Annotated in this window: 24 protein-coding genes and 1 tRNA gene; 18 read left to right on the top strand and 7 right to left on the bottom strand. The window is 58.6% G+C overall.

Annotated features, from left to right (window positions below; all coding sequences use genetic code 11):
* Positions 1-529 precede the first annotated feature (529 nt).
* A complete protein-coding gene (galE, locus tag JC616_RS19930; protein ID WP_227104960.1) occupies positions 530-1534 on the bottom strand; it encodes a UDP-glucose 4-epimerase GalE in 1005 nt (334 codons plus the stop codon).
* Positions 1535-1720: 186 nt separating this feature from the next.
* On the opposite strand from galE, the gene JC616_RS19925 reads away from it, so the two are divergent.
* The 9 genes from JC616_RS19925 to JC616_RS19885 all read left to right on the top strand — a co-directional run bounded on the left by JC616_RS19925 (position 1721) and on the right by JC616_RS19885 (position 9862).
* A complete protein-coding gene (locus tag JC616_RS19925) occupies positions 1721-2824 on the top strand; it encodes an MraY family glycosyltransferase (RefSeq protein ID WP_227104958.1) in 1104 nt (367 codons plus the stop codon).
* Between the two features lie 153 nt (positions 2825-2977).
* A complete protein-coding gene (gene groES / locus JC616_RS19920; RefSeq protein WP_048409518.1) occupies positions 2978-3265 on the top strand; it encodes a co-chaperone GroES in 288 nt (95 codons plus the stop codon).
* Positions 3266-3315: 50 nt separating this feature from the next.
* Entirely contained in the window at positions 3316-4956 is a 1641-nt protein-coding gene (gene groL, locus JC616_RS19915; protein ID WP_048414165.1) for a chaperonin GroEL, read from the top strand.
* A gap of 121 nt (positions 4957-5077) precedes the next feature.
* Entirely contained in the window at positions 5078-5824 is a 747-nt protein-coding gene (locus tag JC616_RS19910; protein ID WP_227104956.1) for a Nif3-like dinuclear metal center hexameric protein, read from the top strand.
* A 114-nt stretch (positions 5825-5938) separates the two neighbouring features.
* The gene (petA, locus tag JC616_RS19905; protein ID WP_107800600.1) at positions 5939-6523 is read left to right on the top strand and encodes a ubiquinol-cytochrome c reductase iron-sulfur subunit; all 585 of its coding nucleotides are present in this window, start codon (positions 5939-5941) and stop codon (positions 6521-6523) included.
* Positions 6524-6537: 14 nt separating this feature from the next.
* A complete protein-coding gene (locus tag JC616_RS19900) occupies positions 6538-7875 on the top strand; it encodes a cytochrome b (protein WP_107800599.1) in 1338 nt (445 codons plus the stop codon).
* Positions 7876-7891: 16 nt separating this feature from the next.
* Positions 7892-8656, top strand: a complete 765-nt coding sequence (locus JC616_RS19895; protein ID WP_107800598.1) for a cytochrome c1 — start codon at positions 7892-7894, stop codon at positions 8654-8656.
* Positions 8657-8806: 150 nt separating this feature from the next.
* Positions 8807-9409: a glutathione S-transferase N-terminal domain-containing protein gene (locus JC616_RS19890; protein ID WP_039756141.1), complete on the top strand. Its 603-nt coding sequence runs from the start codon at positions 8807-8809 to the stop codon at positions 9407-9409.
* Positions 9410-9418: 9 nt separating this feature from the next.
* A complete protein-coding gene (locus JC616_RS19885; protein WP_227104953.1) occupies positions 9419-9862 on the top strand; it encodes a ClpXP protease specificity-enhancing factor in 444 nt (147 codons plus the stop codon).
* 119 nt (positions 9863-9981) lie between these two features.
* On the opposite strand, the gene JC616_RS19880 is transcribed toward JC616_RS19885, so the two are convergent.
* The gene (locus JC616_RS19880; protein WP_107800596.1) at positions 9982-11295 is read right to left on the bottom strand and encodes an ammonium transporter; all 1314 of its coding nucleotides are present in this window, start codon (positions 11293-11295) and stop codon (positions 9982-9984) included.
* Positions 11296-11324: 29 nt separating this feature from the next.
* The gene (glnK, locus tag JC616_RS19875; protein WP_227104951.1) at positions 11325-11663 is read right to left on the bottom strand and encodes a P-II family nitrogen regulator; all 339 of its coding nucleotides are present in this window, start codon (positions 11661-11663) and stop codon (positions 11325-11327) included.
* Between the two features lie 325 nt (positions 11664-11988).
* Between glnK and JC616_RS19870 the strand changes: the two genes are divergently transcribed.
* The 6 genes from JC616_RS19870 (at position 11989) to JC616_RS19845 (ending at position 16274) form a co-directional block, all read left to right on the top strand.
* Positions 11989-12276 (top strand): accessory factor UbiK family protein, encoded by a 288-nt coding sequence (locus JC616_RS19870; RefSeq protein WP_227104949.1) that lies wholly within the window; start codon positions 11989-11991, stop codon positions 12274-12276.
* 4 nt (positions 12277-12280) lie between these two features.
* Positions 12281-13789 (top strand): YifB family Mg chelatase-like AAA ATPase, encoded by a 1509-nt coding sequence (locus JC616_RS19865; RefSeq protein ID WP_227104947.1) that lies wholly within the window; start codon positions 12281-12283, stop codon positions 13787-13789.
* A 149-nt stretch (positions 13790-13938) separates the two neighbouring features.
* Positions 13939-14589, top strand: coding sequence for an SPOR domain-containing protein (locus tag JC616_RS19860; protein WP_227104945.1), 651 nt, complete (start codon positions 13939-13941; stop codon positions 14587-14589).
* Between the two features lie 27 nt (positions 14590-14616).
* Positions 14617-15228, top strand: coding sequence for a thiol:disulfide interchange protein DsbA/DsbL (locus tag JC616_RS19855; RefSeq protein WP_107800592.1), 612 nt, complete (start codon positions 14617-14619; stop codon positions 15226-15228).
* Between the two features lie 83 nt (positions 15229-15311).
* Positions 15312-16133, top strand: a complete 822-nt coding sequence (locus JC616_RS19850; protein WP_107800591.1) for an undecaprenyl-diphosphate phosphatase — start codon at positions 15312-15314, stop codon at positions 16131-16133.
* A gap of 64 nt (positions 16134-16197) precedes the next feature.
* Positions 16198-16274 (top strand) — tRNA-Met (locus tag JC616_RS19845).
* Between the two features lie 129 nt (positions 16275-16403).
* Here JC616_RS19845 and purB read toward each other — a convergent pair.
* The 3 genes from purB to ffh form a co-directional block, all read right to left on the bottom strand.
* Complete coding sequence (purB, locus tag JC616_RS19840; RefSeq protein WP_107800590.1) at positions 16404-17774, bottom strand: adenylosuccinate lyase; 1371 nt, start codon at positions 17772-17774, stop codon at positions 16404-16406.
* 65 nt (positions 17775-17839) lie between these two features.
* Positions 17840-18736 (bottom strand): ATP-grasp domain-containing protein, encoded by an 897-nt coding sequence (locus tag JC616_RS19835; protein ID WP_227104943.1) that lies wholly within the window; start codon positions 18734-18736, stop codon positions 17840-17842.
* A gap of 49 nt (positions 18737-18785) precedes the next feature.
* Positions 18786-20141 (bottom strand): signal recognition particle protein, encoded by a 1356-nt coding sequence (gene ffh, locus JC616_RS19830; protein WP_227104941.1) that lies wholly within the window; start codon positions 20139-20141, stop codon positions 18786-18788.
* Between the two features lie 108 nt (positions 20142-20249).
* Here ffh and JC616_RS19825 point away from each other — a divergent pair, with 108 nt between their 5' ends.
* Positions 20250-21071, top strand: a complete 822-nt coding sequence (locus tag JC616_RS19825; RefSeq protein WP_107800587.1) for a cytochrome C assembly family protein — start codon at positions 20250-20252, stop codon at positions 21069-21071.
* 33 nt (positions 21072-21104) lie between these two features.
* Positions 21105-21485 (top strand): ComEA family DNA-binding protein, encoded by a 381-nt coding sequence (locus JC616_RS19820; RefSeq protein WP_107800586.1) that lies wholly within the window; start codon positions 21105-21107, stop codon positions 21483-21485.
* Between the two features lie 53 nt (positions 21486-21538).
* Here JC616_RS19820 and JC616_RS19815 read toward each other — a convergent pair whose 3' ends face one another.
* Positions 21539-22954 (bottom strand): cryptochrome/photolyase family protein, encoded by a 1416-nt coding sequence (locus JC616_RS19815; protein ID WP_227104939.1) that lies wholly within the window; start codon positions 22952-22954, stop codon positions 21539-21541.
* A 334-nt stretch (positions 22955-23288) separates the two neighbouring features.
* Here JC616_RS19815 and JC616_RS19810 point away from each other — a divergent pair, with 334 nt between their 5' ends.
* Positions 23289-24419: a porin gene (locus tag JC616_RS19810; protein WP_158274338.1), complete on the top strand. Its 1131-nt coding sequence runs from the start codon at positions 23289-23291 to the stop codon at positions 24417-24419.
* Positions 24420-24454: the final 35 nt, after the last annotated feature.

Below are 24454 nucleotides of genomic sequence, written 5' to 3'. Positions count from 1 at the left end.
GGCGATTGCCTCAATCAAGGCTAGAATTCGGCACAAAATTTGGGGATGTGTCCACAAGGATCAAACGAACAAAAAATGTCATGATTGAGTCTCGGGCATGCTCCGGCCTAGAGTGGCTGCCATTATAGCTAGTGTTCACTAGTATTCAAGGAGGCAAGCAGCTTAATCATTGCTTATGGATAAGAGTGTTGAACTGGTAATGCTGGGTGGGATTGTGATGGGCAATCGTTGCTGTAGGTGGGGCCACACAGATTGTACTTTAATTCTTCGGGAGGTCATCGGCTACTTCGAGAGCTAAGTTTCCGGGCTCCATATGAGGGGGCGTTTCACGAGCTCAGGACTCTGCGGAAGGTGTCTGCCTACTCTTCCTGTCCTGGGCTATGGAAGAGGTGGGTTTGGGTTGGATTTGTGCGAAAATGCCCTGAAGTGTGTGGTGTTGCAGTTGGGCCTATTTATGTGTCTGCTTGCTTGAGCGGTCACGCCAACCCGCTCATTCTTGGATTCGTCCCATTTGTGTAGATGGTGCAAATCAGTAGCCGTTAGGATTTTGCTCCTGCCAGCGCCAGCTGTCTTTGCACATAGCGTCCAGTCCTTTTTCTGCTTTCCAGTTCAATAAGCGCTGGGCTTCGGTTGGATCTGCCCAGCAAGCAGCGATGTCGCCGGGGCGGCGAGAGACTATTTCATAAGGGATGGGACGACAACTGTGCGTTTCGAAGGCTTGCACCATTTCCAGTACGGAATAGCCGTGCCCAGTTCCAAGGTTGACGGTGATTAGGCCGCCTTTGGTCCGAAGTGTGTCCAGCGCTTTGAGGTGGCCATTTGCGAGATCTTCAATGTGAATATAGTCACGGACCCCAGTGCCATCTTGGGTGGGATAGTCGTTTCCGAAAATTTGTAGGGTCTTGCGCTTGCCAACAGCAACCTGGCTGATGTACGGCATTAAGTTGTTAGGGGGACCATTCGGATCTTCGCCAATTTGCCCGCTTTCATGGGCACCGACTGGATTGAAGTAGCGGAGTAGCCCAATATTCCAATTTGGCTCTGCTTTACTCAGATCACGAAGTATGTCCTCAATCATTAGCTTGCTGCGGCCATAGGGGTTGGTGGTGGACAAGGGGAAGTCTTCACGGATTGGTACCGTGGCGGGATTGCCGTAGACTGTGGCTGATGAGCTGAAAACGAGAGTGTGGACTTGGTGCTGTTGCATGGCATGCAATAGCTGGAGTGTGCCATTAACATTGTTGTCATAATACTCAATTGGCTTTTCAGTGGATTCGCCAACGGCTTTGAGACCCGCAAAGTGTACAACGGCTTCGATTGAGTGAGTAAAAGCGGTCGACAGCGCTGCTGTGTCGCGAACGTCCCCTTGGATGAAGGTAAGTGATTTGCCGGTTAGGGCTTGTACCCGTTTGAGAGACTCGACCTTGCTGTTGCATAGGTTGTCTAGCACGACAACTTGATTGCCGGCTTCGAGTAGTTGCAAGCATGTGTGGGAGCCTATGTAGCCTGCGCCGCCGGTAACTAAAATAGTCATTTTAAATTAAAACCTAAAATCAATTGCATGCTTTGCAAGGTGGAGGGATGCGAAACGTCTAGTCGATCATTGTTGCATGAAAACGGTAGCTTGAGAATGGTGAGCCGCTTACAATGATAAGCTCAATTTTGGTACTGTTGGGGTGATGCTAAGTGGTGTCATCTCCACGTTTTAAAGAGGCGTGTAATGCTGCAAATCTTATTGTTGGCTACGTTTTTGTCGCTAGTAGTAGGGATGTGCTTGATCCATTTCGCCCACCTGCATGAGAGTTTCTCGGCTGATCATGATTTGGGGGGAGTGCAGAAATTTCATGCTAGGCCAGTTCCACGCATTGGTGGGGTACCGATAGCGCTAGGCTTGACTGCCGGAAGCTGTTTGTTGGCTTGGCTTCTAGGTGATGTACAGGTGTTACTAGTGCTGCTGGTCGCCTTGCCTGCATTTGTGGCTGGTCTCCTTGAGGATATCACTAAGCGAGTGGGGCCAATGCCTCGTTTACTGGCCACGTTCGTTTCGGCGGGGCTAGGGTATTTTTTGTTAAGGGCAGGGCTCCAGAGGCTGGACATCCCTTGGCTGGATAGTCTTTTGGTGCACTTCTGGGTGCTTTCGTTGTTGCTTACTGTTGTTGCTGTTGGTGGTGTTGCGCATGCTGTTAACATTATTGATGGCTACAATGGTCTCTCCGGTATGGTGTCTATTTTTATTTTCTTGGCCATAGCCTATGTGTCTTTCAAGGTGCAGGATGCAATGTTGATGGGGATTTGTTTTGCGATGGTTGGCGCAATTGCGGGATTTCTGTTTTGGAACTTTCCCCGTGGGCTGATCTTTGCCGGAGATGGTGGGGCCTATTTGGTGGGGTTCATGATTGCGGAGGTGGCGGTCTTGTTGGTGGCAAGGCATCAACAGGTGTCTCCTTGGTTTCCCTTGTTGTGTGTTATCTATCCTGTGTTTGAAACCTTGTACTCCATATACAGGAAGAAGTTCTTGCGCGGGATGTCGCCAGGAATGCCGGATGGGCTGCATTTGCATATGCTGATATATAAACGGCTGGTGCGGTGGATGGTAGGTTCTCGGGATGCGGTTCATCTGACCCAGCGCAATAGTTTGACCTCCCCATATCTGTGGGCGCTATCGTCGTTCTCAGTGGTGCCTGCAATGCTTTTCTGGAACAACACCCCTGTACTGATTGGCTTTGTGTTGGTCTTCATCGCCAGTTACATCTATCTGTATCGTATGATTGTCCGTTTCCGCACTCCTCGCTGGATGTTGCTGCGTAAGTCGACTCGTCTCTGACGCTATCTTGGGCCTGCCGAAAATTGCTACGGCAGGCTCTTGAAAACCCTCCCGCTCGTCCCTATCATTAGCACTCGCAGCAGGTGAGTGCTAACGCTCGCCTCAACTCAAACAGGTTTCAACTCTCAACAGCCACTGTAACAGGAGAGATCCATGGCAATTCGTCCTTTGCACGACCGTGTTGTTATCAAGCGCCTCGAGGCTGAAGAAAAAACCGCTTCCGGCATCGTTCTGCCGGGCGCAGCCGCAGAGAAGCCGGACATGGGCCAGGTGCTGGCCGTAGGCAACGGCAAGATCTTGGAAAACGGCGAGCGTCGTGCGCTGGAGCTGAAGGTTGGCGACAAAGTCATCTTCGGCAAGTACTCCGGTCAGACCGTCAAGGTTGACGGCGATGAAGTCCTCGTGATGCGCGAGGAAGATGTAATGGGCATCGTTGAGTAATCCGACCCACATCTGAACTTCCCCAACTCAGAATTCTGGAGATTTAAAGAATGGCTGCTAAAGACGTAAAGTTTGGTGATTCCGCTCGCGCCAAGATGGTAACCGGCGTCAACATTCTGGCTGATGCCGTTAAAGTGACCCTGGGCCCGAAAGGCCGCAACGTGGTGCTGGACCGCTCCTTCGGCGCGCCGACCATCACCAAGGACGGCGTATCCGTCGCCAAGGAAATCGAACTGAAGGACAAGTTCGAGAACATGGGCGCGCAGATGGTGAAAGAAGTCGCTTCCAAGACTTCCGACGTGGCTGGCGACGGCACCACCACCGCCACCGTGCTGGCTCAAGCCATCGTGTTGGAAGGCATGAAGTACGTTGCCGCCGGGATGAACCCGATGGACCTGAAGCGCGGCATCGACAAGGCCGTTGCCTCGCTGGTGGGTGAGATCGCCAAGATCGCCAAGCCGTGCGCCACCACCAAGGAAATCGCTCAGGTTGGCTCCATCTCCGCCAACTCCGATTCCGACATCGGCGACATCATCGCCAATGCCATGGAAAAAGTGGGCAAGGAAGGCGTGATCACCGTTGAAGACGGCAAGAGCCTGAACAACGAACTGGACGTGGTGGAAGGCATGCAGTTCGACCGCGGCTACCTGTCCCCGTACTTCATCAACAACCAGGACAAACAGATTGCCGCTCTGGACAATCCCTTCATCCTGCTGTTCGATAAGAAAATCTCCAATATCCGCGATCTGCTGCCGGTTCTGGAGCAAGTGGCCAAGTCCGGCCGCCCGCTGCTGATCATCGCAGAAGACGTGGAAGGCGAAGCGCTGGCCACTCTGGTGGTCAACACCATCCGCGGCATCCTGAAAGTGGTAGCCGTTAAAGCCCCGGGTTTTGGCGATCGTCGCAAAGCCATGTTGCAGGATATCGCCTTCCTGACCGGCGGCACCGTGATTGCCGAAGAAGTGGGCCTGACCCTGGAAAAAGCTTCGCTGGAAATGCTGGGCCAAGCCAAGCGCGTTGAAGTGGGCAAGGAAAACACCACCATCATCGACGGCGCCGGCCAAGCGGCCGAGATCCAGTCGCGCGTGGGCGAGATCCGCAAGCAGATGGAAGAAGCCACTTCCGATTACGATCGCGAGAAACTGCAAGAGCGCGTGGCCAAGCTGGCCGGCGGTGTTGCGGTGATCAAGGTTGGCGCTGCCACCGAAGTGGAAATGAAAGAGAAAAAGGCTCGCGTTGAAGACGCCTTGCACGCTACCCGCGCCGCTGTGGAAGAAGGCGTTGTGGCTGGCGGCGGCGTTGCTCTGCTGCGCGCCCGCTCCACTCTGGACAGCCTGAAAACCGACAATGCCGATCAAGACGCGGGTGTTAAGATCGTGCTGAAGGCCATCGAAGCGCCGCTGCGCCAGATCGTCAAGAACGCTGGCGAAGAGCCGTCGGTCGTGGTGAACAAGGTGCTGGAAGGCAAGGGCAACTTCGGTTACAACGCGGCTAGCGGCGAGTACGGCGATATGCTGGAAATGGGCGTGCTGGATCCGGCCAAGGTAACCCGCTCCGCTCTGCAGCACGCGGCTTCGGTTGCTGGCCTGATGCTGACCACCGACTGCATGATCGCTGAATTGCCGGAAGACAAGCCGGCGGCCGGCATGCCGGATATGGGCGGCATGGGCGGCATGGGCGGCATGATGTAAGCCAACGCCTCCTTAGGCTTTGAAAAACCCCGCTACGGCGGGGTTTTTCTTTTGCGGGCTTAAAATGCGTTGGCTTCTGGCAAAATAAGGCCGGGGCATATATTAAGTTAAGGAGTGCGTGATGGAATTGAAGGCCTTGCTGAGCAGTCTGGACACGATTTTGGAGCCCTGGCGCTTCAAAGACTATGCGCCTAACGGCTTGCAGGTGGAAGGGCGGCAGGCGGTGCGCAAGCTGGTGACAGGCGTCACCGCTTCGCAAGCTTTGATCGATGCCGCGGCGTCGCGCGGAGCGGACGCCGTACTGGTGCACCACGGTTATTTCTGGAAGGGGGAAGACGCCCGGATTTGCGGAATGAAGCGCCAGCGGGTCAAGACGCTGCTGGAGCATGATCTTAACTTGCTGGCTTACCACCTGCCTTTGGACGCGCATCCGGAGCTGGGCAATAACGCGATGTTGGGCAAGGTGCTGGATTTGGAGGCCCAGGGGCAGGGCGGTGAACAGGGTTTGCTGTGGCATGGGGCGTGGTGGCGAGGCGGCAGTGCGAGTGATTTCCGTGAACACGTTTCCGCTCGTCTGGGGCGCGAGGCTTTGTTGTTGGGCAGGGCGGACAAACCGATTTCGCGCATAGCCTGGTGCACCGGCGGCGCGCAGAGTTTTTTCGCCGAAGCCATCGATCTGGGCGTGGACGCCTTCATCACCGGCGAAGCGTCCGAGCAAAATCATCATATGGCAATGGAGTGTGATGTGGCTTTCATCGCTGCGGGGCATCATGCCACGGAGCGTTTTGGCATCAAGGCTTTGGGCGAGCGCCTGGCTCAGCTTCATGGCATAAGTGTTGAATTTGTAGACATTTCCAACCCGGTTTAGGCGGCTAGGCAGGGCTTCGGCCAATTTATTTGCATAGAAGCTTCAAGTCCCTACTCGGAATCGGGTAAAATCAGGCAGTTTTGGGCTCGGTTTCCACGTTTGAGGATGACTGTAATGAGTGAACAACAAGTCGATGCGGGGCGCCGTCGCTTTCTGACGGTTGCAACCAGCGCTGTTGGTGGTGTGGCGGCGGCCGGAGTGGCGACGCCGTTTCTGATGAGTTTCTTCCCGTCCGAGAGGGCGAAGGCCGCCGGCGCTCCCGTCGAGGTGGATATCGGCAAGATCGAGCCGGGCCAGAAGATCAACGTCGAGTGGCGCGGCAAGCCGGTATGGGTGCTGAACCGCACGCCGGAGCAATTGAAAAACCTGCCGAAGCTGGACGAGAAGCTGGTGGATCCCAAGTCCGAAATGGATCAGCAGCCGACGTATTGCCAGAACGAGCACCGTTCGATCAAGCCTGAGCTGCTGATCGCCGTCGGCATCTGCACGCATTTGGGCTGTTCGCCGACCCACCGTCCGGACATCGCGCCCGCCGATCTGGGCCCGGACTGGGTGGGAGGCTTCTATTGCCCCTGTCATGGTTCCAAGTTCGACTTGGCCGCGCGCGTCTATAAAGGCGTGCCGGCTCCGAAGAACCTGGAAATTCCGCCGCACAAATATCTGTCCGACACCCGCCTGCTGATTGGCGAAGACAAATAAGCTGAGGGGGCTACATGACTAAAGGACAAAAGCTGCTCAACTGGGTGGACGAACGTTTTCCGTTATCGTCGATGCTCAAAGAGCACGTCACCGAGTATTACGCGCCGAAGAACTTCAACTTCTGGTACTTCTTCGGTTCGCTGGCCATGCTGGTGCTGGTGATCCAGATCGTTACCGGCATCTTCCTGACCATGAACTACAAACCGGACGGCACCTTGAATGGCGCCGGCATTCCGGTCGCCTTCGCCTCGGTCGAATACATCATGCGCGATGTGGCCGGCGGCTGGATCATCCGCTACATGCACTCCACCGGCGCCTCGATGTTCTTCGTGGTGGTCTATCTGCACATGTTCCGCGGCCTGATCTATGGTTCCTACAAGCAACCGCGCGAACTGGTGTGGGTGTTCGGCACGCTGATCTTCCTGTGCCTGATGGCGGAAGCCTTCATGGGTTATCTGCTGCCTTGGGGCCAGATGTCGTTCTGGGGCGCGCAGGTGATCGTCAACCTGTTCGGCTCCATCCCGGTAATCGGTCCGGACCTGTCGGTGTGGATCCGCGGCGACTACGTGGTGTCCGACGCCACGCTGAACCGCTTCTTCGCGCTGCACGTGATCGCGGTGCCGCTGGTGCTGCTGGCGCTGGTGGTGGCTCACCTGATCGCCTTGCACGAAGTGGGCTCCAACAACCCGGACGGAGTTGAGATCAAGAAGCTGAAGGACGACAAGGGCATTCCCCTGGATGGCATTCCCTTCCACCCGTATTACACCGTCAAGGATGTGCTGGGCGTGGTGGTGTTCCTAATCGTGTTCTCGGCCATTGTCTTCTTCATGCCGGAAATGGGCGGTTACTTCCTGGAGAAGCCCAACTTCGACCAGGCCGACCCGCTGAAGACCCCGCCGCATATCGCGCCGGTATGGTACTTCACGCCGTTCTACGCCATCTTGCGCGCCATCCCGTCCTTCCTGGGCACCCAGGTGTGGGGCGTGATCGCGATGGGCGCGGCGGTGGTGTTGATCGCCTTCCTGCCGTGGCTGGATCGCTCGCCGGTGAAATCCATCCGCTACCGTGGCCCCAAGTTCAAGTTCATGCTGGTCCTGTTCATCGTGTCCTTCATCGGTCTTGGCATTCTGGGCGCTTTGCCGTCCACCAATGCCCGCACCGTGATCGCGCAGGTGCTCTCGTTCGTCTACTTCGTCTTCTTCCTGGGCATGCCGTTCTACACCAAGAACGATGTAGGCAGCATCCCGGTGCCGACGCGGGTGACGGATACCAACGCCAAGCGTCAGATCCGGTTTGCGGTGCTGGTGGTGGTGACCGTGGTGGCCGCCGCCGTATTCGCCATGAACGTGTAAAAAGGGGAGAGGACTCATGAAAAGCAAAATCCGCCACCTGATCGCGGCCATGGCGCTGGCGCTGCCGTTCAGCGCTACGGCCCTGGCTTCCGGCGAAGGCCCCAAGCTGCCCAAGGCGCCGATCAATATTCAAGATACGGAAAGCCTGCAACGCGGCGCGCAGATCTTCACCAACTACTGCTTGTCCTGCCATTCGGCCAGCGCGATGCGTTACAACCGCCTGACTGATATCGGCCTGACCGAAGAGCAGATCAAGGCGAATCTGCTGCCGGTGGGCGCCAAAATCGGCGATCCGATGAATATCGCGATGAACAAGAAGGATGCTCAAGCCTGGTTCGGCGCCACGCCGCCGGACTTGTCGCTGATCGCGCGTTCCCGCGGCGCAGATTACCTGTATGGTTATCTGCGTGGCTTCTACCGGGACCCGAGCCGGCCGACTGGCTGGAACAACGCGGTGTTCGACAAGGTGGGCATGCCGCACATCTTCTGGGAGTGGCAAGGCGAGCAGGTGCTGAAGACCGAGAAGAACGCGGAAGGCCACGAAGAGCACAAGCTGGAGCTGATCAAGGCCGGCACCCTGACCAAGCTGGAGAACGGCAAAGCCAATACCGTGGAGTTCGACAAGCGGATGGCGGACCTGACCAACTTCCTGGTCTATGTGGGCGAACCTGCTCAGGTGAAGCGTCAGCAGATCGGTTATGTCGTGTTGATGTTCCTGTCGCTGTTGCTGTTGCCGCTGGCGTATTTCCTGAAGAAAGAGTACTGGCGCGACGTGCATTAAGCCCGGTTGCTTGATTTGATCAAGGCGGAGAAATCCGCCTTTTTTCTTTTTAATCATTGGCTTATGATGCGGTGCTGGAAATTGGTGGACGGAAAGTGCTAGAATGCCCAGCTGAATCAACCCATTGTTAGTTAAGGATTTCCTCCTGCCATGATGACTCTTTACTCCGGAATTACCTGCCCGTTCAGCCAGCGTTGCCGCATCGTGCTTTTTGAAAAGGGAATGGATTTCGAAATCATTGATGTGGACATCCATAACAAGCCGGAAGATCTGGCGGTGATGAACCCCTACAATGAGGTGCCGGTATTGGTCGAGCGCGATTTGATCCTGCACGAATCCAATATCATCAACGAGTACATCGACGAGCGCTTCCCGCACCCGCAGCTGATGCCGGCTGACCCGGTAATGCGCGCGCGCGCCCGTCTGTTCCTCTACCGGTTTGAAAACGAGCTCTTCATCCATGTGAAGGCGCTGGAAGCCGGCGCCACCGGCAAGGAAGCGAACAAGGCTCGCGAAGCCATTCGCGACGGCCTGACCACGATCGCACCGATTTTCGCCAAGCAGAAGTTCATGTTGGGTGACGATTTCTCCATGATCGACGTGGCGATCGCGCCCTTGATGTGGCGTCTGGAGCATTACAATATCGATCTGGGCAAAAACTCCGCGCCTATCCTCAAGTACGCCGAGCGTATTTTCCAGCGCCAGTCCTTCATCGACTCGCTGACGCCGTCCGAAAAGGCCATGCGCAAATAAGGATTGCCAATGAGCTCCAGCACCAAGCCCTACATGATCCGAGCGCTGCACGAGTGGTGCGGCGACAACGGCTTCACGCCCTATGTGGTGGTATGGGTCAACGAGCGTGCCGATGTGCCGCGCGAGTACGTGAAAAACAACGAGATCGTGCTGAATATCGGTCTGTCGGCCACCAAGAATCTGCGTATCGACAATGACTGGTTGTCGTTTTCCGCCCGCTTCGGCGGCGTGTCCCGCGACATCTGGGTGCCGATAGGCAATGTGATGTCGATTTTTGCCCGGGAAACCGGCGAAGGCATGGGATTCGAGGTGGAGCTGGGCGAGGCGGAAGCGCCTGCGCCGACGCTGAAACCGGTGGCGGCCGACGAGGAGGCCAAGCCGGCGGAAGCGCCGTCCGAGCCGGATGCGCCGGCCAAGCCGACGGGCCGCCCCAGCCTGCGCATCGTCAAATAGCGGTTTCAACTCCGCAAGCGAAAGCCGGTCCGTCAGGGCCGGCTTTTTCATGGGCGGCTTTCCAAAAAAAGGGCGCCAGCGGCGCCCCAAGTCCCTTACCACAACAAGAAAATCCGGATTTATTCGACGCGCTCCCCGTGCAGGATCACGTCCAGCCCTTCGCGCTCTTCGTCTTCCGCGACGCGCAGTCCGATCGCGATATCGATCAGCTTCAGCAAGATGAAGGTGACGACGGCGCAATAAGCCGCGGTGACGCCGACGCCGAGCGCTTGCGCGGCCAGGCTGCCTTCCGCGCCGCCGATTTCCTTGACGGCGAAGACGCCGGTAAGCAGCGCGCCCAGGATGCCGCCGATGCCATGCACGCCGAAGGCGTCCAGGGAGTCGTCATAACCCAGCATGTGCTTGAGCCCGGTGGCGCCCCAGAAGCACACCACGCCGGCCGCCAGGCCGATGATCAGCGCGCCCTTGACGTCCACGAAGCCGGCGGCGGGCGTGATGGCGACCAAGCCGGCGACCGCGCCCGAGGCAATGCCCAGCACCGAAGGCTTTTTCTTGGTGAGCCATTCGGCGAACATCCAGGCCAGCGCGGCGGCGGCGGTGGCGAGCTGAGTGGTGACCATCGCCATGCCGGCGCGGCCGTCCGCCGCGGCGGCGGAGCCGGCGTTGAAGCCGAACCAGCCCACCCACAACATGGACGCGCCCACCAGGGTCAGCACCAGGTTATGCGGCGGCATCGCCTCCTTGCCGAAGCCGACGCGCTTGCCCAGCACCAAGGCGGTCACCAGGCCGGCGATACCGGCGTTGATGTGCACCACGGTGCCGCCGGCGAAGTCCAGCACGCCCTTGTCCGCCATCCAGCCGCCCGGCGCCCAGACCCAGTGAGCCACTGGCACGTAGACCAGCAAGGACCACAAGGCCATGAAGACCAGCATGGCGGAAAACTTCATCCGCTCGGCGAAGGCCCCGGTGATCAGCGCCGGAGTGATGATGGCGAAGGTCATCTGGAAGGTCATGAACACTGATTCAGGAATGGTGCCGGCCAGCGGGTGCACGGCCAGTTTGCCGGCCTCTTTGAGGTAAACCATGCCGTCCAGCATCACGCGGCTCAAATCGCCCAGATAGGGGCTGCCGACGGTGAAGGCCAGGCTGTAGCCGATGACCGCCCATAGCACCGTGATCAGCGCGGTGATGGCGAAGCTTTGCATCAGCGTCGCCAGCACGTTCTTTTTGCGCACCATGCCGCCATAGAACAGCGCCAGGCCGGGAATGGTCATGAACAGCACCAGGGCGGTGGAGATCAGCATCCAGGCGGTGTCGCCGGCGCTGATGCTCTTGGCGTCGGCAATCGCCGGACCCGCCGGTGCGGCGGCCAAGGCCAGCGGAGCCGCCAGGCTCAAGCCGGCGAGCTGAATGGTTGCGAGCAGTTTTTTCATTGTCGTTTCCCCTGTGTCTCTATCGCGGTTCAGACCGCGTCGGCGTCGGTTTCGCCGGTGCGGATACGCACCACTTGTTCCAAGTCGTAGACGAAGATCTTGCCGTCGCCGATCTTGCCGGTGCGGGCGGACTTTTCGATGGCTTCCACCACCTGATCCAGCAAAGCGTCGTCTATGGCGATCTCCAGCTTGACCTTGGGCAGGAAGTCCACCACGTATTCGGCGCCGCGATAGAGTTCGGTGTGTCCTTTTTGACGGCCGAAGCCTTTGACTTCGGTAACCGTGACCCCTTGCACGCCGATGGCGGACAAGGCTTCGCGGACTTCATCCAGCTTGAAGGGCTTGATGATGGCGGAAACGAGTTTCATGACTGCTCCTTAGGGTCTGATGATCCGGTGGCTTGAGATGAGCGCTGCTGTAGCGTCGATACGCATGAATCGTGCCAGGCCTGATTGGCGCAAAAGAAAACCCTAAGATCATGTTGCAACGCAAAAAAGGCCTGTACTGGCCGTTTTGGCACTTTCCCGGTGCATGGGGTCGTGGCGGGCCGCACTGATTTGGTGCCGCAAGCACTGTGGCGTCAGGGGAGGGGCCTGGCCGGATCGCTCTAGGCCGGGTGCGCGCCGGCGGGTGGCGGACTTGGCTTTTTGCTACACTCTGCACTGTTATCACTTACTCATAAGGAGCCGCGTCATGTTGAGCCAAAAGCTGTTTGAGGAAATCGGCAACAAGATCAGCGAAACCATCGCCGCCAGCCCGGCCAAGGACATCGAGAAAAACGTCAAAGCGATGATGGCCTCCACCTTTAGCAAGATGGATCTGGTGACGCGCGAGGAGTTCGACGTGCAGCAGGAGGTGCTGGTGCGCACCCGGGAGAAGCTGGCGCAGCTGGAGCTGAAGCTGGGGCGCCTGGAGGCGCAGGTATTCCCGGAGGAAACGCAGGCCGCGGTAGAAGCGCAATCAGAACTCGGCCACTCCTAGCGATATGACGCTGGCCGTGGTGGCAAGCCGGGCGCTGGCAGGGTTGGAAGCGCCCGAGGTCGCGGTGGAAGTGCATCTGGCCAACGGTTTGCCCGCATTCACCATTGTCGGCCTGCCTGACCTTGAGGTGAAGGAAAGCCGGGAGCGTGTGCGCGCGGCGATTTTAACCTCGGGTTTTGAGTTTCCGGCCCGGCGCATCACCGTCAACCTGGCTCCGGCCGATCTGCCCAAGGACTCCGGCCGTTTCGATCTGCCCATCGCCATCGGCATTCTGGCGGCCAGCGGACAGGTGCGTTGCCCCCGTTTGGCGGAGTATGAGATCGCGGGAGAACTGGCTTTGACCGGGGCCTTGCGGCCGGTCCGCGGCGCCTTGGCGATGGCGTGCCGGACGCGGGAAGCGGGGCGGGCCTTCATCTTGCCGATAGCCAGCGCCAAAGAGGCCGCGGTGCTGGAAGGCATGCCCTTGTACGGCGTGAGCACTCTGGTGGAAGCCTGCGCCTTTCTCAACGGCCTCTCCGAGCTGGTACCGTATCGACCAGAAGGCGGTTTGCCTCATTCGGCCCCGGACTACCCCGATCTACAAGACATCAAAGGCCAGCCGCTGGCGCGCCACGCGCTGGAAGTGGCCGCGGCCGGACGGCATAGTCTTTTGATGATGGGGCCGCCCGGCACCGGCAAATCCATGTTGGCCGCGCGTCTGCCCGGCATCTTGCCCGGCATGCCGGACGAAGAGGCGCTGGAGAGCGCCGCCGTGCGCTCCTTGGGGACCGACGGCTTCGCGCTGGACGATTGGGGCGTAAGGCCGTTCCGCTCACCGCACCATACCGCGTCCGCGGTGGCGCTGGTGGGCGGCGGCAGCGATCCGCGGCCGGGAGAAATCAGCCTGGCGCATCACGGCGTCTTGTTCCTGGACGAATTGCCCGAGTTCGATCGCAAGGTGCTGGAAGTGCTGCGCGAGCCCCTGGAGGCCGGGGTGATCCACATCTCGCGCGCCGCGCGCCAAGCCAGTTTTCCCGCGCGCTTCCAGCTGATTGCGGCCATGAATCCCTGTCCGTGTGGTTATCTTGGGCATTTCAGCGGAAAATGCAGCTGCACGCCCGAGCAAGTGGGGCGCTATCGAGGTAAAATCTCCGGTCCCTTATTGGATCGCATCGATTTGCACGTTGAAGTGCAGTCCTTGCCGGCGGAGCAGTTGGTGGGCGGGGCTGTCGGCGAGTCCAGCGCTTTGGTGCGCGAACGGGTGGAGACGGCGTATCGTCTGCAATTGGCCCGGCAGGGCAAGGCGAATGCCGGCTTGAGCGGGGCCGAACTGGAGGCGATTGGCGATTTTCACGCCGAGGCGCTGGCATTATTGCGGCAAGTTTTGGACAAGATCGGCTTGTCTGCGCGCAGTTATCATCGGATACTTCGAGTTTCCAGAACCATTGCCGATTTACAGGGTCAGGCAATGGTCATGCGGGAGCATGTGTTGCAGGCGATTCAATTACGACGCGCCGCAATGCCTAATGGCTAACAATAAATAAAGAATTGATCAATCCAGATAGTTTGTTGAACTATTTGATTAGTTAAAAGCGTAAGTGCTGCATGGCAAATCGAGATTTAAAAAATTCCTCCCGTGGTTCCCGCGGTCGCTCATCCAGCTCCAAAAGCGGAGGCGGCGGCATGGTGGCGGGCATCGTCATCGGTCTGATCGTCGGCATTGCCGTTGCGGTTGGCCTCGCCATGTATCTGAATAAGTCCTCTACGCCGTTCAGCAACTTGGAGAAGTTGGATCGCAAGGCGGCCGGCGCTTCCGCGCCGCCGACGGAGCTGCTGGCGCCGGGCACCCGCATTGCCGACGCCGCCTCGGAAACCGCCGCCGCTCCGGCGCCGGCGGTCAAGCCGGCTCAGGAGCCGCCTTCCGCTCCGCCGCCGATGCCGACGGAAACCCCGGCCAAGCCGGCCCCGGCCGCGCCGGCGGCCAAGGAAGCCGGCAAGGACGAGCAACGCTTTGATTTCTATAAGATCCTGCCAGGACAGGTGGATGCGGTGCCCGGCAAGAACGGCAAAGCGACGGAACCTTCTGCGCAGCAGCCGGCCAAAAAGGTCTACTTGCAGCTGGGATCCTTCCAGAATCAGGACGAGGCGGACAACCTCAAGGCCAAGCTGGCCTTGCTGGGCGTGGAAGCCAAAATCCAGTCGGTGACTGTGCCGGAAAAGGGGCTGGTGCATCGCGTCAGGGTGGGGCCGTACAACCGCCAGGACGAGGTGGATCGGGTGAAGGCTCAGTTGAAGCAGGACGGCATTGGCGCAACGGTCGTCAAGGCGGAATAAACTCTTCCTCTATTTAGGAAATCGATAATGAAAAAGTGGTTATTGCTTTCGTTGATGCTGTTCAGCGGCTTGGCAAACGCGGCGATTGAGCTGGGCAAGGATTACACCATGCTGGCGACGCCGCAGCCGGTGGCGGATCCGAAAAAAGTCGAGGTGATCGAGTTCTTCTCCTACCATTGCATTCACTGCCTGGAACTTGAGCCGGCGATGAGCGCCTGGGAGAAGAGCAAGCCCGCCGACGTGGCCTTCTCCAAGGAACAGATCGTGTGGCAGAAGTCGATGGAAGGCTTTGTGCGCATGTTCTCCGCCTTCAAGACCTCCGGCACTTACGACAAACTGCATCGCCCGGCTTTCGAGGCCGTGGTGAAGTCGCGCGTCAACCTGTCGGACGAGGGCGTGTTCGCCAACTGGCTGAAGCAGCAGAAGGGCGTTGACGCCGCCAAGGTGATGCAGGCGTACAAATCCTTCGGCGTGAACGCGCAGGTGGCCAAGGCGGCCAAGATGACCCGCGATTACGCGATCCAGGGCACCCCGACGGTGATCGTCAACGGCAAGTACGTGGTGACGCCGGTGGCGCCGGAGCGCATGGTGCAGGTGATCAACGAGCTGGTGGCCAAAGCCCGAGCCGAGAAAAAATAAGAATCGAGCAAGACGCTTGGTGAAGAAGGCAGCCCTGGGGCTGCCTTTTGTGCGTATTAATCCTTGATGGGGGATGGGTGGACATGGATGTGATGCTGTTGGCCAAGGCTTTATTGCTGGGCATTGTCGAAGGGGTGACGGAGTTTTTCCCGATTTCCAGCACCGGGCACTTGATCGTGGTCGGGGATCTGATCGACTTTCAGAACAATGCCGACGTGTTCGAGGTGGTGATACAGCTGGGCGCGATCCTGGCGGTGGTTTGGGAGTACCGGCAGCGCTTTCTGGGCGTGGCGCAGGGGGCTTTGCGGCGGGAGGCCCAGTCGCTGCGCTTCATCAGTAATTTGCTGGTGGCTTTCCTGCCGGCGGCGGTCATCGGTTTTTTCGCGATCAAGGCGATCAAGCACTATTTGTTCAATCCGGTGACGGTGGCGCTGGCCCTGGTGGTGGGCGGCGTCATCATTCTGCTGGTTGAGCGCAAACAGCGCGTGCCGCGGGTGAGCAGCGTGGACGCAATGAGCTGGCAGGACGCGTTGAAAGTGGGGTGTGCCCAAGTGTTCGCCATGGTGCCCGGCACGTCGCGTTCGGGCTCCACCATTATCGGCGGCATGCTGTTTGGCCTGGATCGCAAGGTCGCCACCGAGTTTTCCTTTTTCCTGGCGGTGCCGACCATGTTCGCGGCCACCTTCTACGATGTGTACAAGCATTGGCACCAATTCACCGCCGCCGATGTGCCGGTGATAGGCGTTGGCTTTGTCGCGGCCTTCATCAGTGCCTTCTTCGCCGTGCGTGGTTTGATCCGCTATGTGTCCAGCCATAATTTCAATGCGTTCGCCTGGTACCGCATCGTCTTTGGCTTGGTGATCTTGGCGACATGGCAGCTGGGCTGGGTGAATTGGAGCGCCTGAACTGGCTCAAGGTAGAAATATCTTGACAGTCAAAGCGGGCTTGTATAATATGCAACCTCTCTGACGCGGGGTGGAGCAGTCTGGTAGCTCGTCGGGCTCATAACCCGAAGGTCGTAGGTTCAAATCCTGCCCCCGCAACCAAATTCAAAAACCCAGCTTTCTTTTGAAAGCTGGGTTTTTTGTTTTTCGCGGCTATCCATTTTTTAAATGGTCGTTGAATAAAAAAACCGCCGGGTGAGGGCGGTTTTTTTATTGCTCGCGCAGGCGAGATTAAATGCGCTTGGCCAGTTCCGCGGCCTTGCCGATATAGCTGGCCGGGGTCAATTCCAGCAGGCGGGCTTTCTCCGCTTCGGGCAACTCCAGGTTCTTGATGAAGGCATGCAGGGTTTCACGGGTAATGCCGCCCTTGCCGCGCGTCAGCTCTTTCAGTTGCTCGTAGGGGTTGGGCACGCCATGGCGACGCATTACGGTTTGCACCGGCTCCGCCAGCAGCTCCCAGCTATTGTCCAGCTCGGATGCGATTGCCTGCGGATTGATTTCCAGCTTGTTCAGGCCTTTCAGGCAGGCTTTGAGGCCCAGAATGGTGTAGCCGAAGCCCACGCCCATATTGCGCAGCACAGTGGAGTCGGTCAGGTCGCGCTGCCAGCGCGATACCGGCAGCTTTTCCGCCAAGTGGCCCAGGATGGCGTTGGCCATGCCCAGATTGCCTTCGGCGTTTTCGAAGTCGATCGGATTGACCTTGTGCGGCATGGTGGAGCTGCCGACTTCGTCTTTCTTCACTTTTTGCTTGAAATAGCCCAGCGAGATATAGCCCCAGATGTCGCGGTTCAGGTCGATCAGGATGGTGTTGACCCGCGCCAGGACCTGATACAGCTCGGCCATGTAATCGTGCGGTTCGATCTGGATGGTGTAGGGGTTGAAGGTCAGGCCCAGGCCGGTGACGAAGCGGCCGCAGAAGCTTTCCCAGTCGATGTCGGGGTAAGCGACCAGATGGGCGTTGTAATTACCCACCGCGCCGTTGATCTTGCCAAGGATTTCCTGATGAACCAGTTGTTCGCGCTGACGTTTCAGGCGGTAGACCGTATTGGCCAACTCCTTGCCCATCGTGGACGGGGTCGCAGGCTGGCCATGGGTGCGGCACATCATCGCGGTGTCGGCCAGTTCGTGGGCCAGTTTTTGCAGCTTGTGGATGACTTCGTCGATCGCGGGCAGCACCACGGTGTTGCGCGCGGTTTTCAGCATCAGCGCGTGCGACAGATTGTTGATGTCTTCGGAGGTGCAGGCGAAGTGGATGAACTCGCTGGCCGCCATCACTTCCGGATTGCCGGACAGGCGTTCCTTCAGCCAGTATTCGATGGCTTTCACGTCGTGATTGGTGCGCGCCTCGATGGCTTTGACTTCTTCGCCGTGTTGCACGTTGAAGTTGGCGATCACGTCGTCGATTTCACGGATGGTGGCCTCCGAGAAGGAAGGCACTTCCTCGATGCCCGGCTCGGCGGCCAGCATCTTCAGCCATTCCAGCTCCACTTTGATGCGGAACTTCATCAGGCCGTACTCGGAAAACAGATTGCGCAAGGCCTCGACTTGGCCGGCGTAGCGGCCATCCAGGGGGCTTAGGGCGGTCAGCGTGGTCAGGTTCATGCTGGGTAGTTCCAAACGTGGGTTGCCGGTGTTCTGGCGGGTTGCGGTACAAAATCGCTCATTGCTCAGCGCAGACGGCGCGCGAGCGCCGCGGCCAACTCCTCCGCGGCTTGCGGTCGGAAGCGGAAAAACAGCTCCGGTTCAATCATTTCCAGCTCCATGACCGCCAGGCGGTCATGGTTGTCGCGAATCATGTCGACGCGCGCGTACAGCACGTCGAAAGGGACCGCCCGCACGGCGGCTTCGGCGAAGGCGATCTCTTGCGCGTCGGCCTGATGCTGGTGGACCTGGCCGCCGTGATCGTCTTGCACGCGGAAGTCGCCGGACTTCGGCGTTTTGCGGATGGCGTGGCTGAAGCGGCCGTCGATGACGATCAGGGACAATTCTCCCTGGCTCAGCACATTGTGTTGCATGGGCTGCAGCAGCATGGCCTCCTGCTGGATCAGCTCGGCGTATACGCATTCCAGCGATTCCGCGTTTGTCGGGGCGACGCGATACGTGTGCCGGGCGGCTCCGGAGACGGCCGGTTTCAAGATGGCGTCGTCCCAGTTCCGCTCTTCCAGCAACTGGCGCAGCGTTTGCGGCGCGCCTTTCTCAATGTAGCGCGTGTCCACCGTATGAACAGCGTTTTGTTGCAGCTCGGACAGGTAATGCTTGTCCAGATTCCAGTGAATCAGCTCAATCTCGTTGAAGAGGCGGGTTTGAGCGGCCGCGCGCGCCAGCCAGTCGGAAAACGCGGGCAGGCGCTCGAAGTAATCCCAGGTGGTGCGGAACAGAGCGCAAGCAGAGTCGGCCCAGTCCATGTCCGGATCGTCCCAGGCCAGGCGGCGGACACGCAAGCCCTGGCGCTGCAGCGCCGCCAGCACCAGGCCGTCTTCATGATGAACCTGGCGGCGGTACCAGTCGCCGTCGTCAGGCGGCAGCAGGCGCGAATCGGTCAGAACGGCAACATCGAGCGACATCGAAATCCTTTTACATCAAGAAAAACGGGTGCTAGGCACCCGTTTCAGCTTACATGCCGGGCATCATGCCCTTCATGCCGCGAAGCATTTTCATCATGCCTCCCTTGGAGGAGAACTGCTTCATCATTTTCTGAGTCTGTTCGAATTGGTTCAGCAGCTTGTTGACCTCCTGCACCGTCACGCCGGCGCCGGCGGCGATGCGTCGTTTGCGGCTGGCCTTGAGCAATTCCGGCTTATGGCGCTCTTGCGGCGTCATCGAGTTGATGATGCCTTCGATGCGGCGCATGGCTTTCTCCGCCTCCGCGCCCTGCACGCCCTTGGCCATCTGGCCCAGTTGCCCCGGCATTTTCTCCAGCAGATTGCTCATGCCGCCCATTTTCTTCATCTGCTGCATCTGGGCCTTGAAGTCTTCAAGGTCGAAGCCCTTGCCGGACTTCAACTTCTTGGCCATGGCGGCGGCTTCGTCCTGATCGATGCCTTTTTGCACTTCCTCGATCAGCGACAGCACATCGCCCATGCCCAAAATCCGGCTGGCGATCCGGTCCGGGTGGAAGGGTTCCAGGCCGGACACTTTTTCGCCGACGCCGATGAATTTGATCGGCTTGCCGGTGATGTGGCGGACCGACAGCGCGGCGCCGCCGCGCGAGTCGCCGTCCATCTTGGTGAGGATGACGCCGGTCAGCGGCAGCGCTTCATTGAAAGCCTGGGCGGTGTTGACCGCATCCTGGCCCTGCATCGCGTCGACGACAAACAAGGTCTCCACCGGATTCAGAGTCGCGTGCAGCGCCTTGATCTCGGCCATCATCGCCTCGTCGATGGCCAGACGGCCGGCGGTATCCACCATCAGCACATCGAAGAAGTGGCGCTTGGCGTGATCCACCGCGGCGCGGGCGATATCGACCGGATTCTGGTCGCCGGAGGACGGGAACCATTCGACGCCGACCTGCTGGGCCAGCAGTTTCAACTGCTCGATGGCGGCGGGGCGGTAAACGTCGGCGGAGACGACCAGCACTTTTTTCTTCTGGGTCTCTTTCAATAGCTTGGCGAGCTTGCCTACCGTGGTGGTTTTGCCGGCGCCCTGCAGGCCGGCCATCAGCACGATGGCGGGCGGCACGGCGGCCAGATTGAGGGCGTCGTTCTTCTCGCCCATCAATTTGGTCAATTCCTCATTGACCACGCCCACCAGGGCTTGGCCCGGCGTCAGGCTGCCGGCCACGTCCTGGCCGAGCGCGCGCTCCTTGACCTGGGCGATAAAGGTTTTGACCACGGGCAGGGCGACGTCGGCCTCCAGCAGGGCCATGCGCACTTCGCGCATCGCGTCCTGGATATTGGCCTCGGTCAAGCGCGCATTGCCGCGCAGATTTTTCATCACGCCGGACAGGCGGCTGGTCAGGTTGTCTAGCATGGTGCGTCCTTACTTCTGCCAACGGCTTGCCGGTTGGTGTAGACTCTCAAACTATCGATTTTACCACGAGCCGCCGGGGCTGCGCCCGGTTTTGATAAAACACCCGACATGACCCGTTTCCTGCTCGTACTTTCTATTGCGCTGATCCTCTCTTACGGGGTTTTCAGCTGGCACTACTTCGCCAACTGGCGCGGCCTGGCGTGCTGGCCGCGCAAGCCGCGGCTGGAACACAGCCTATTGGGCGTGCTGCTGCTGCTGCAGGCGATTGCGGTGTTGTTGCCGCTGACTCAGGGCGCTTTACTGTCCCTGGGGGTTGGCCGCGCGCTGTCGGTGATGGTGTGGATCATGCTGCTGATTTATTGGACTTGCAGCTTCTTCTATCGCGTGGAAGGCCTGCAGCTGTTCATGATGCCGCTGGCGATGGCCGCGCTGGGTTTCGCCCTGCTGTTCCCCGGCCAGCACGTAGTGCAAGACCTGAGCAATCCGGCTTTTGTGCTGCATATCCTGGTCTCCCTGTTTGCTTACAGCCTGTTCGCCATCGGCGCGCTGATCGCCATTTTGATGCTGTTTTTGGAGAAAGCCCTGCACGATAAGCGGGCCTCTCCGCTGGTCAAGCAATTGCCGCCCTTGCTGTCCCTGGAAAAAATGATGTTCCAGGTGATAGGCGTCGGCTTCTTGCTGCTGACGGTTTCCTTGCTGACCGGCGTAGTGTTCTCCGAAGAAGTGTTGGGACATGCCGCGGCGCTGACGCACAAGACCATCTTCGCCGTGTTGTCCTGGCTATTGTTCGGCGGCCTGTTGATCGGCCGCAAGTTGCAAGGCTGGCGCGGCCGGGTGGCGATTCGCTGGACTTTGGCCGGTTTCCTGTCCTTGGCGCTAGCTTACATTGGCAGCAAGGTCGTCATAGAATTGATCCTGCAACGCGGTTGAGGTTGCCAGTCCTGTCTCACAAGGAGATCAATGATGAAAAAATTGTTAGCCCTGTTTGCCGCCCTGATGCTGATTTGCGGTACCGCTTTCGCCGCCGTCAACATTAATACCGCCAACCAGCAGGAGTTGGAGGCGTTGAACGGAATCGGCCCGGTCAAGGCCAAGGCCATTGTGGATTACCGCGCCAAGAACGGACCGTTCAAGAGCGTTGACGATCTGAAAAACGTCAGCGGGATTGGCGACAAGACCTTGGAAAAACTGCGCAGCGAGATCGCGGTCAGCGGCGCTTCCAGCGCCGCGCCGAAAGCCGCGGCCAAACCCGCCGCCGCCGCCAAGCCCGCCGCCGCTGCGGCCAAACCGGTGGCCGGCGTCAAGAAAGAAGCCTCCAAACCGGCGGCCAAGAAAAAGCCCTGACGTTTACCCGTCAATGGTTTGCTGGAAACAACGCCCGCGGATGCGGGCGTTTTTCATTGCTTGCCGAACAGAGCCAGCGCCAATTGCCTTTGCTCAGCGTGGTCGACGATGGGGCGTGGATAGTCCCGGCCCAGCACGAAGCCTTCCGGCAGCGCCTTGGCTTGCCAGGGGGCGTGGATCGCCTGATCGCTGAGCGCGGCCAACTCCGGCACGTAGCGACGGATGAAGCGGCCGTCCGGATCGAATTTCTGCGATTGCGTCACCGGGTTGAAGATGCGGAAATAGGGTTGCGCGTCGCAACCGGTGGAGGCCGCCCATTGCCAGCCGCCGTTGTTCGAGGCCAGATCGAAGTCCAGCAGCTTCTCCGCGAAATAGCGTTCGCCCAGACGCCAGTCAATCAGCAAATCCTTGACCAGAAAACTGGCGGCGATCATGCGCAGCCGGTTGTGCATATAGCCGGTTTGGTTCAGTTGTCGCATGGCCGCATCAATCAATGGATAACCACTTAGTCCTTTTTGCCAGCTTTCCAGCCAGTCCTGGCGGTTGGGAAAGGGAAGGTCTCGGTATTGCGGCTTGAAGCTGTGAGCGGCGATATTGGGGAAGTGCCATAGCAGCTGCTGATAAAACTCTCGCCAGATCAACTCCTTCAGCCAGCACATCGCGCCCTCTCCGCCGTCGAAACTGGCGAATTGCACCAGTTGGCGAATCGAGATGGTGCCGAAGCGCAAATGGGTGGACAGATAGGACACGCCCTTTACGCCGGGGTAGTCCCTTTGTTGATGGTAGCGTTGGATGCGTTGCTGACAGAAATCGGCGAACCGCTCTTGGGCGCCGGAGGCCCCGGGCGTCAGCAAGCAGGGTTCTGCCTGGGCGAAGCCCAATTCCGCCAAGTCGGGCATAGCCGGCGTGCCCGCTGGCGGGCGCAAGCGGCCCGCCAGCGAAGGCATGGTCAGCGATTGGCTGTGCTGTGGGCTCAGTCTTTTGAGCCAGGCATTGCAGTAGGGGGTAAACACGGTGAAGGGTTTGCCGCTGGAGGTGAGCAGCTCGTCCCTGGCGAAAATGACCTGGTCCTTGTATGAGAGCAAGCTCTTGCCCATTGTTGCCAGAGTCTGGGCAACCACCTGGTCTCGCTGGCGCGCATAGGGCTCGTAATCCTCGTTCACGTAAACGGCCTCGGCGTCTAGCTGCGCCGCCAGCCTCGGGATGATGTCTTGCGCTGGCCCTGTCGCACACCATAGGTCCCCGCCCGCTGCGCGCAGGGACGTCTGAACTTCCTGCAAGGATTGCCAGATGAAGCCGATACGTCTGTCGGCGGGGGAGAGCGTGTCGAGAATATTGCTGTCGAAAACAAAGACGCACTGCACCGGGCGGCCCGAAGCCAGCGCTTGCTGCAAAGCGTGGTTGTCCTCCAGGCGCAAGTCGCGCCTGAGCCAGTAAAGTGAAACCTTGCTCATGGGTAAGCTAGTCATGGTTTGATTGTCTGACAGTAGATGGTCCATTTTATGCTTTGTGGTTTGTTGCTTTTTTGCACTAAGTTGCTGCTTATGTTGCGTAATTGCATCTCACGGCTGGTGGCGCTTCAGTCTGGTGTTCATGTAAAACAAGGGTTTGTGATGCATGTGTTGTTTTTTTGAGTGCTTTTTTGTTGGAAGTGCATGCTGTTTTTGTTTTTTCGCAACGCCGGTCTTATATTGAGCCTAGCGATCACCGAAGCATATCGGCGACACATAAATGTCCGGGTTCTCTGGCCTTAGAACTAGCGAAATCAACAGGACAATATCAACTGACTTGAAAGGAACTGCAATGAACAAGACGCATATCGCTCTTGCAATCGCCGCCCTGATGCCGGCCGCCGCCGCAATGGCCGACGTCACCATCTACGGTGAAATCCGCGGTGGTTACGAGTACAACAAGACCTACCGCTCGAATACCAGCCTCGACTCCAACGGCAAGCCCCAGGGTAACTCCCAGATCAACGACTGGACCTCGCGCATCGGCTTCAAGGGCAACGAAGATCTGGGCAATGGCCTGAAAGCCATCTGGCAGGTTGAGAATCGCGTGAATATCGACGGCTCCGAATCCTCTGGCTTTAATACCCGCGACAGTTTCATCGGCTTGGCCGGCGACAGCTGGGGTAAGTTCCGTCTGGGGCGTCTGTCCAACTACGCTAACGATTCGATGGAGCAGGTGGACCCGGGCTATTACAGTTCGCAAAGCGTAGGTGGTCTGGCTTACTTCACCCGCCTTGATGACCGCGTCAACAACGCCATTCGCTACGACAGCCCGAACTGGGCCGGCTTCAGCTTCGCGTTCCTGTATGGCACCGACGAAGCTCGCGGGGCAAGCACTGATGGCAGCCGCACCAATCGCCAGACTTGGAACCTGGGCCTGAGCTATGAAAACTCCGGTTTCTTCGGCAAGTACAACTACCAGAACTGGGGTGACGCCGATAAGGCGCTTGTGTCTGGCGGGCGTAGCTCGAATAAAGATTGGCACCGCTTTGAAGGCGGCTACATGGCCAACAATATCTATGCGGTCTTGGGCTATCAACAAATTCGTGGCTATATCGATGGCACTGCCGGCGTTTATGCCGATACCAAGGGCGTGTTGTATAACAAAGCCGCCTTTAACGCTTTGACCGCTGGCTCTAGCAATCTGGATGTGAGCAAAGAAGTGAAAACCCGCGAACTGGCCCTGACTCTGGGTTATACCTTCGGTTCGTTGACCCCGTACTTCTCCTACGTCAAGGGTTACGACATCAGCGTTGGTGGTAGCGATGTCAACAACTCTGGTTACGACCAATATGTATTGGCTCTGGACTACGCTTTGTCCAAGCGTACCGAGGTTTACACTTCCTACGGTCACGTGAAGTGGAAGGGCAATAATGTGGAGAAGGAAAACTCCTTCGGCCTGGGTCTGGTGCACCGCTTCTAAGTGCACTTGAGTACCACCTTGAAAGGACTGCTTCG

Source organism: Chromobacterium rhizoryzae, from assembly GCF_020544465.1.
In the GTDB taxonomy this organism is placed as follows: domain Bacteria; phylum Pseudomonadota; class Gammaproteobacteria; order Burkholderiales; family Chromobacteriaceae; genus Chromobacterium.
The sequence above is the reverse complement of the archived record's forward strand: the minus strand, read 5'-3'. Positions and strand labels throughout refer to the sequence as shown.

What these genes read in the sequence shown, in the direction of transcription:
- JC616_RS19910 (WP_227104956.1), top strand. Translation starts at nt 5,078, where the DNA reads ATGGAATTGAAGGCCTTGCTGAGCAGTCTGGACACGATTTTGGAGCCC.
- JC616_RS19925 (WP_227104958.1), top strand. Translation starts at nt 1,721, where the DNA reads ATGCTGCAAATCTTATTGTTGGCTACGTTTTTGTCGCTAGTAGTAGGG.
- JC616_RS19890 (WP_039756141.1), top strand. Translation starts at nt 8,807, where the DNA reads ATGATGACTCTTTACTCCGGAATTACCTGCCCGTTCAGCCAGCGTTGC.
- glnK (WP_227104951.1), bottom strand. Translation starts at nt 11,663, where the DNA reads ATGAAACTCGTTTCCGCCATCATCAAGCCCTTCAAGCTGGATGAAGTC.
- JC616_RS19810 (WP_158274338.1), top strand. Translation starts at nt 23,289, where the DNA reads ATGAACAAGACGCATATCGCTCTTGCAATCGCCGCCCTGATGCCGGCC.
- JC616_RS19820 (WP_107800586.1), top strand. Translation starts at nt 21,105, where the DNA reads ATGAAAAAATTGTTAGCCCTGTTTGCCGCCCTGATGCTGATTTGCGGT.
- purB (WP_107800590.1), bottom strand. Translation starts at nt 17,774, where the DNA reads ATGAACCTGACCACGCTGACCGCCCTAAGCCCCCTGGATGGCCGCTAC.
- ffh (WP_227104941.1), bottom strand. Translation starts at nt 20,141, where the DNA reads ATGCTAGACAACCTGACCAGCCGCCTGTCCGGCGTGATGAAAAATCTG.
- groL (WP_048414165.1), top strand. Translation starts at nt 3,316, where the DNA reads ATGGCTGCTAAAGACGTAAAGTTTGGTGATTCCGCTCGCGCCAAGATG.
- JC616_RS19880 (WP_107800596.1), bottom strand. Translation starts at nt 11,295, where the DNA reads ATGAAAAAACTGCTCGCAACCATTCAGCTCGCCGGCTTGAGCCTGGCG.
- JC616_RS19900 (WP_107800599.1), top strand. Translation starts at nt 6,538, where the DNA reads ATGACTAAAGGACAAAAGCTGCTCAACTGGGTGGACGAACGTTTTCCG.
- JC616_RS19855 (WP_107800592.1), top strand. Translation starts at nt 14,617, where the DNA reads ATGAAAAAGTGGTTATTGCTTTCGTTGATGCTGTTCAGCGGCTTGGCA.
- JC616_RS19865 (WP_227104947.1), top strand. Translation starts at nt 12,281, where the DNA reads ATGACGCTGGCCGTGGTGGCAAGCCGGGCGCTGGCAGGGTTGGAAGCG.
- JC616_RS19835 (WP_227104943.1), bottom strand. Translation starts at nt 18,736, where the DNA reads ATGTCGCTCGATGTTGCCGTTCTGACCGATTCGCGCCTGCTGCCGCCT.
- JC616_RS19860 (WP_227104945.1), top strand. Translation starts at nt 13,939, where the DNA reads ATGGTGGCGGGCATCGTCATCGGTCTGATCGTCGGCATTGCCGTTGCG.
- JC616_RS19895 (WP_107800598.1), top strand. Translation starts at nt 7,892, where the DNA reads ATGAAAAGCAAAATCCGCCACCTGATCGCGGCCATGGCGCTGGCGCTG.
- JC616_RS19870 (WP_227104949.1), top strand. Translation starts at nt 11,989, where the DNA reads ATGTTGAGCCAAAAGCTGTTTGAGGAAATCGGCAACAAGATCAGCGAA.
- JC616_RS19815 (WP_227104939.1), bottom strand. Translation starts at nt 22,954, where the DNA reads ATGACTAGCTTACCCATGAGCAAGGTTTCACTTTACTGGCTCAGGCGC.
- galE (WP_227104960.1), bottom strand. Translation starts at nt 1,534, where the DNA reads ATGACTATTTTAGTTACCGGCGGCGCAGGCTACATAGGCTCCCACACA.
- groES (WP_048409518.1), top strand. Translation starts at nt 2,978, where the DNA reads ATGGCAATTCGTCCTTTGCACGACCGTGTTGTTATCAAGCGCCTCGAG.
- JC616_RS19850 (WP_107800591.1), top strand. Translation starts at nt 15,312, where the DNA reads ATGGATGTGATGCTGTTGGCCAAGGCTTTATTGCTGGGCATTGTCGAA.
- petA (WP_107800600.1), top strand. Translation starts at nt 5,939, where the DNA reads ATGAGTGAACAACAAGTCGATGCGGGGCGCCGTCGCTTTCTGACGGTT.
- JC616_RS19885 (WP_227104953.1), top strand. Translation starts at nt 9,419, where the DNA reads ATGAGCTCCAGCACCAAGCCCTACATGATCCGAGCGCTGCACGAGTGG.
- JC616_RS19825 (WP_107800587.1), top strand. Translation starts at nt 20,250, where the DNA reads ATGACCCGTTTCCTGCTCGTACTTTCTATTGCGCTGATCCTCTCTTAC.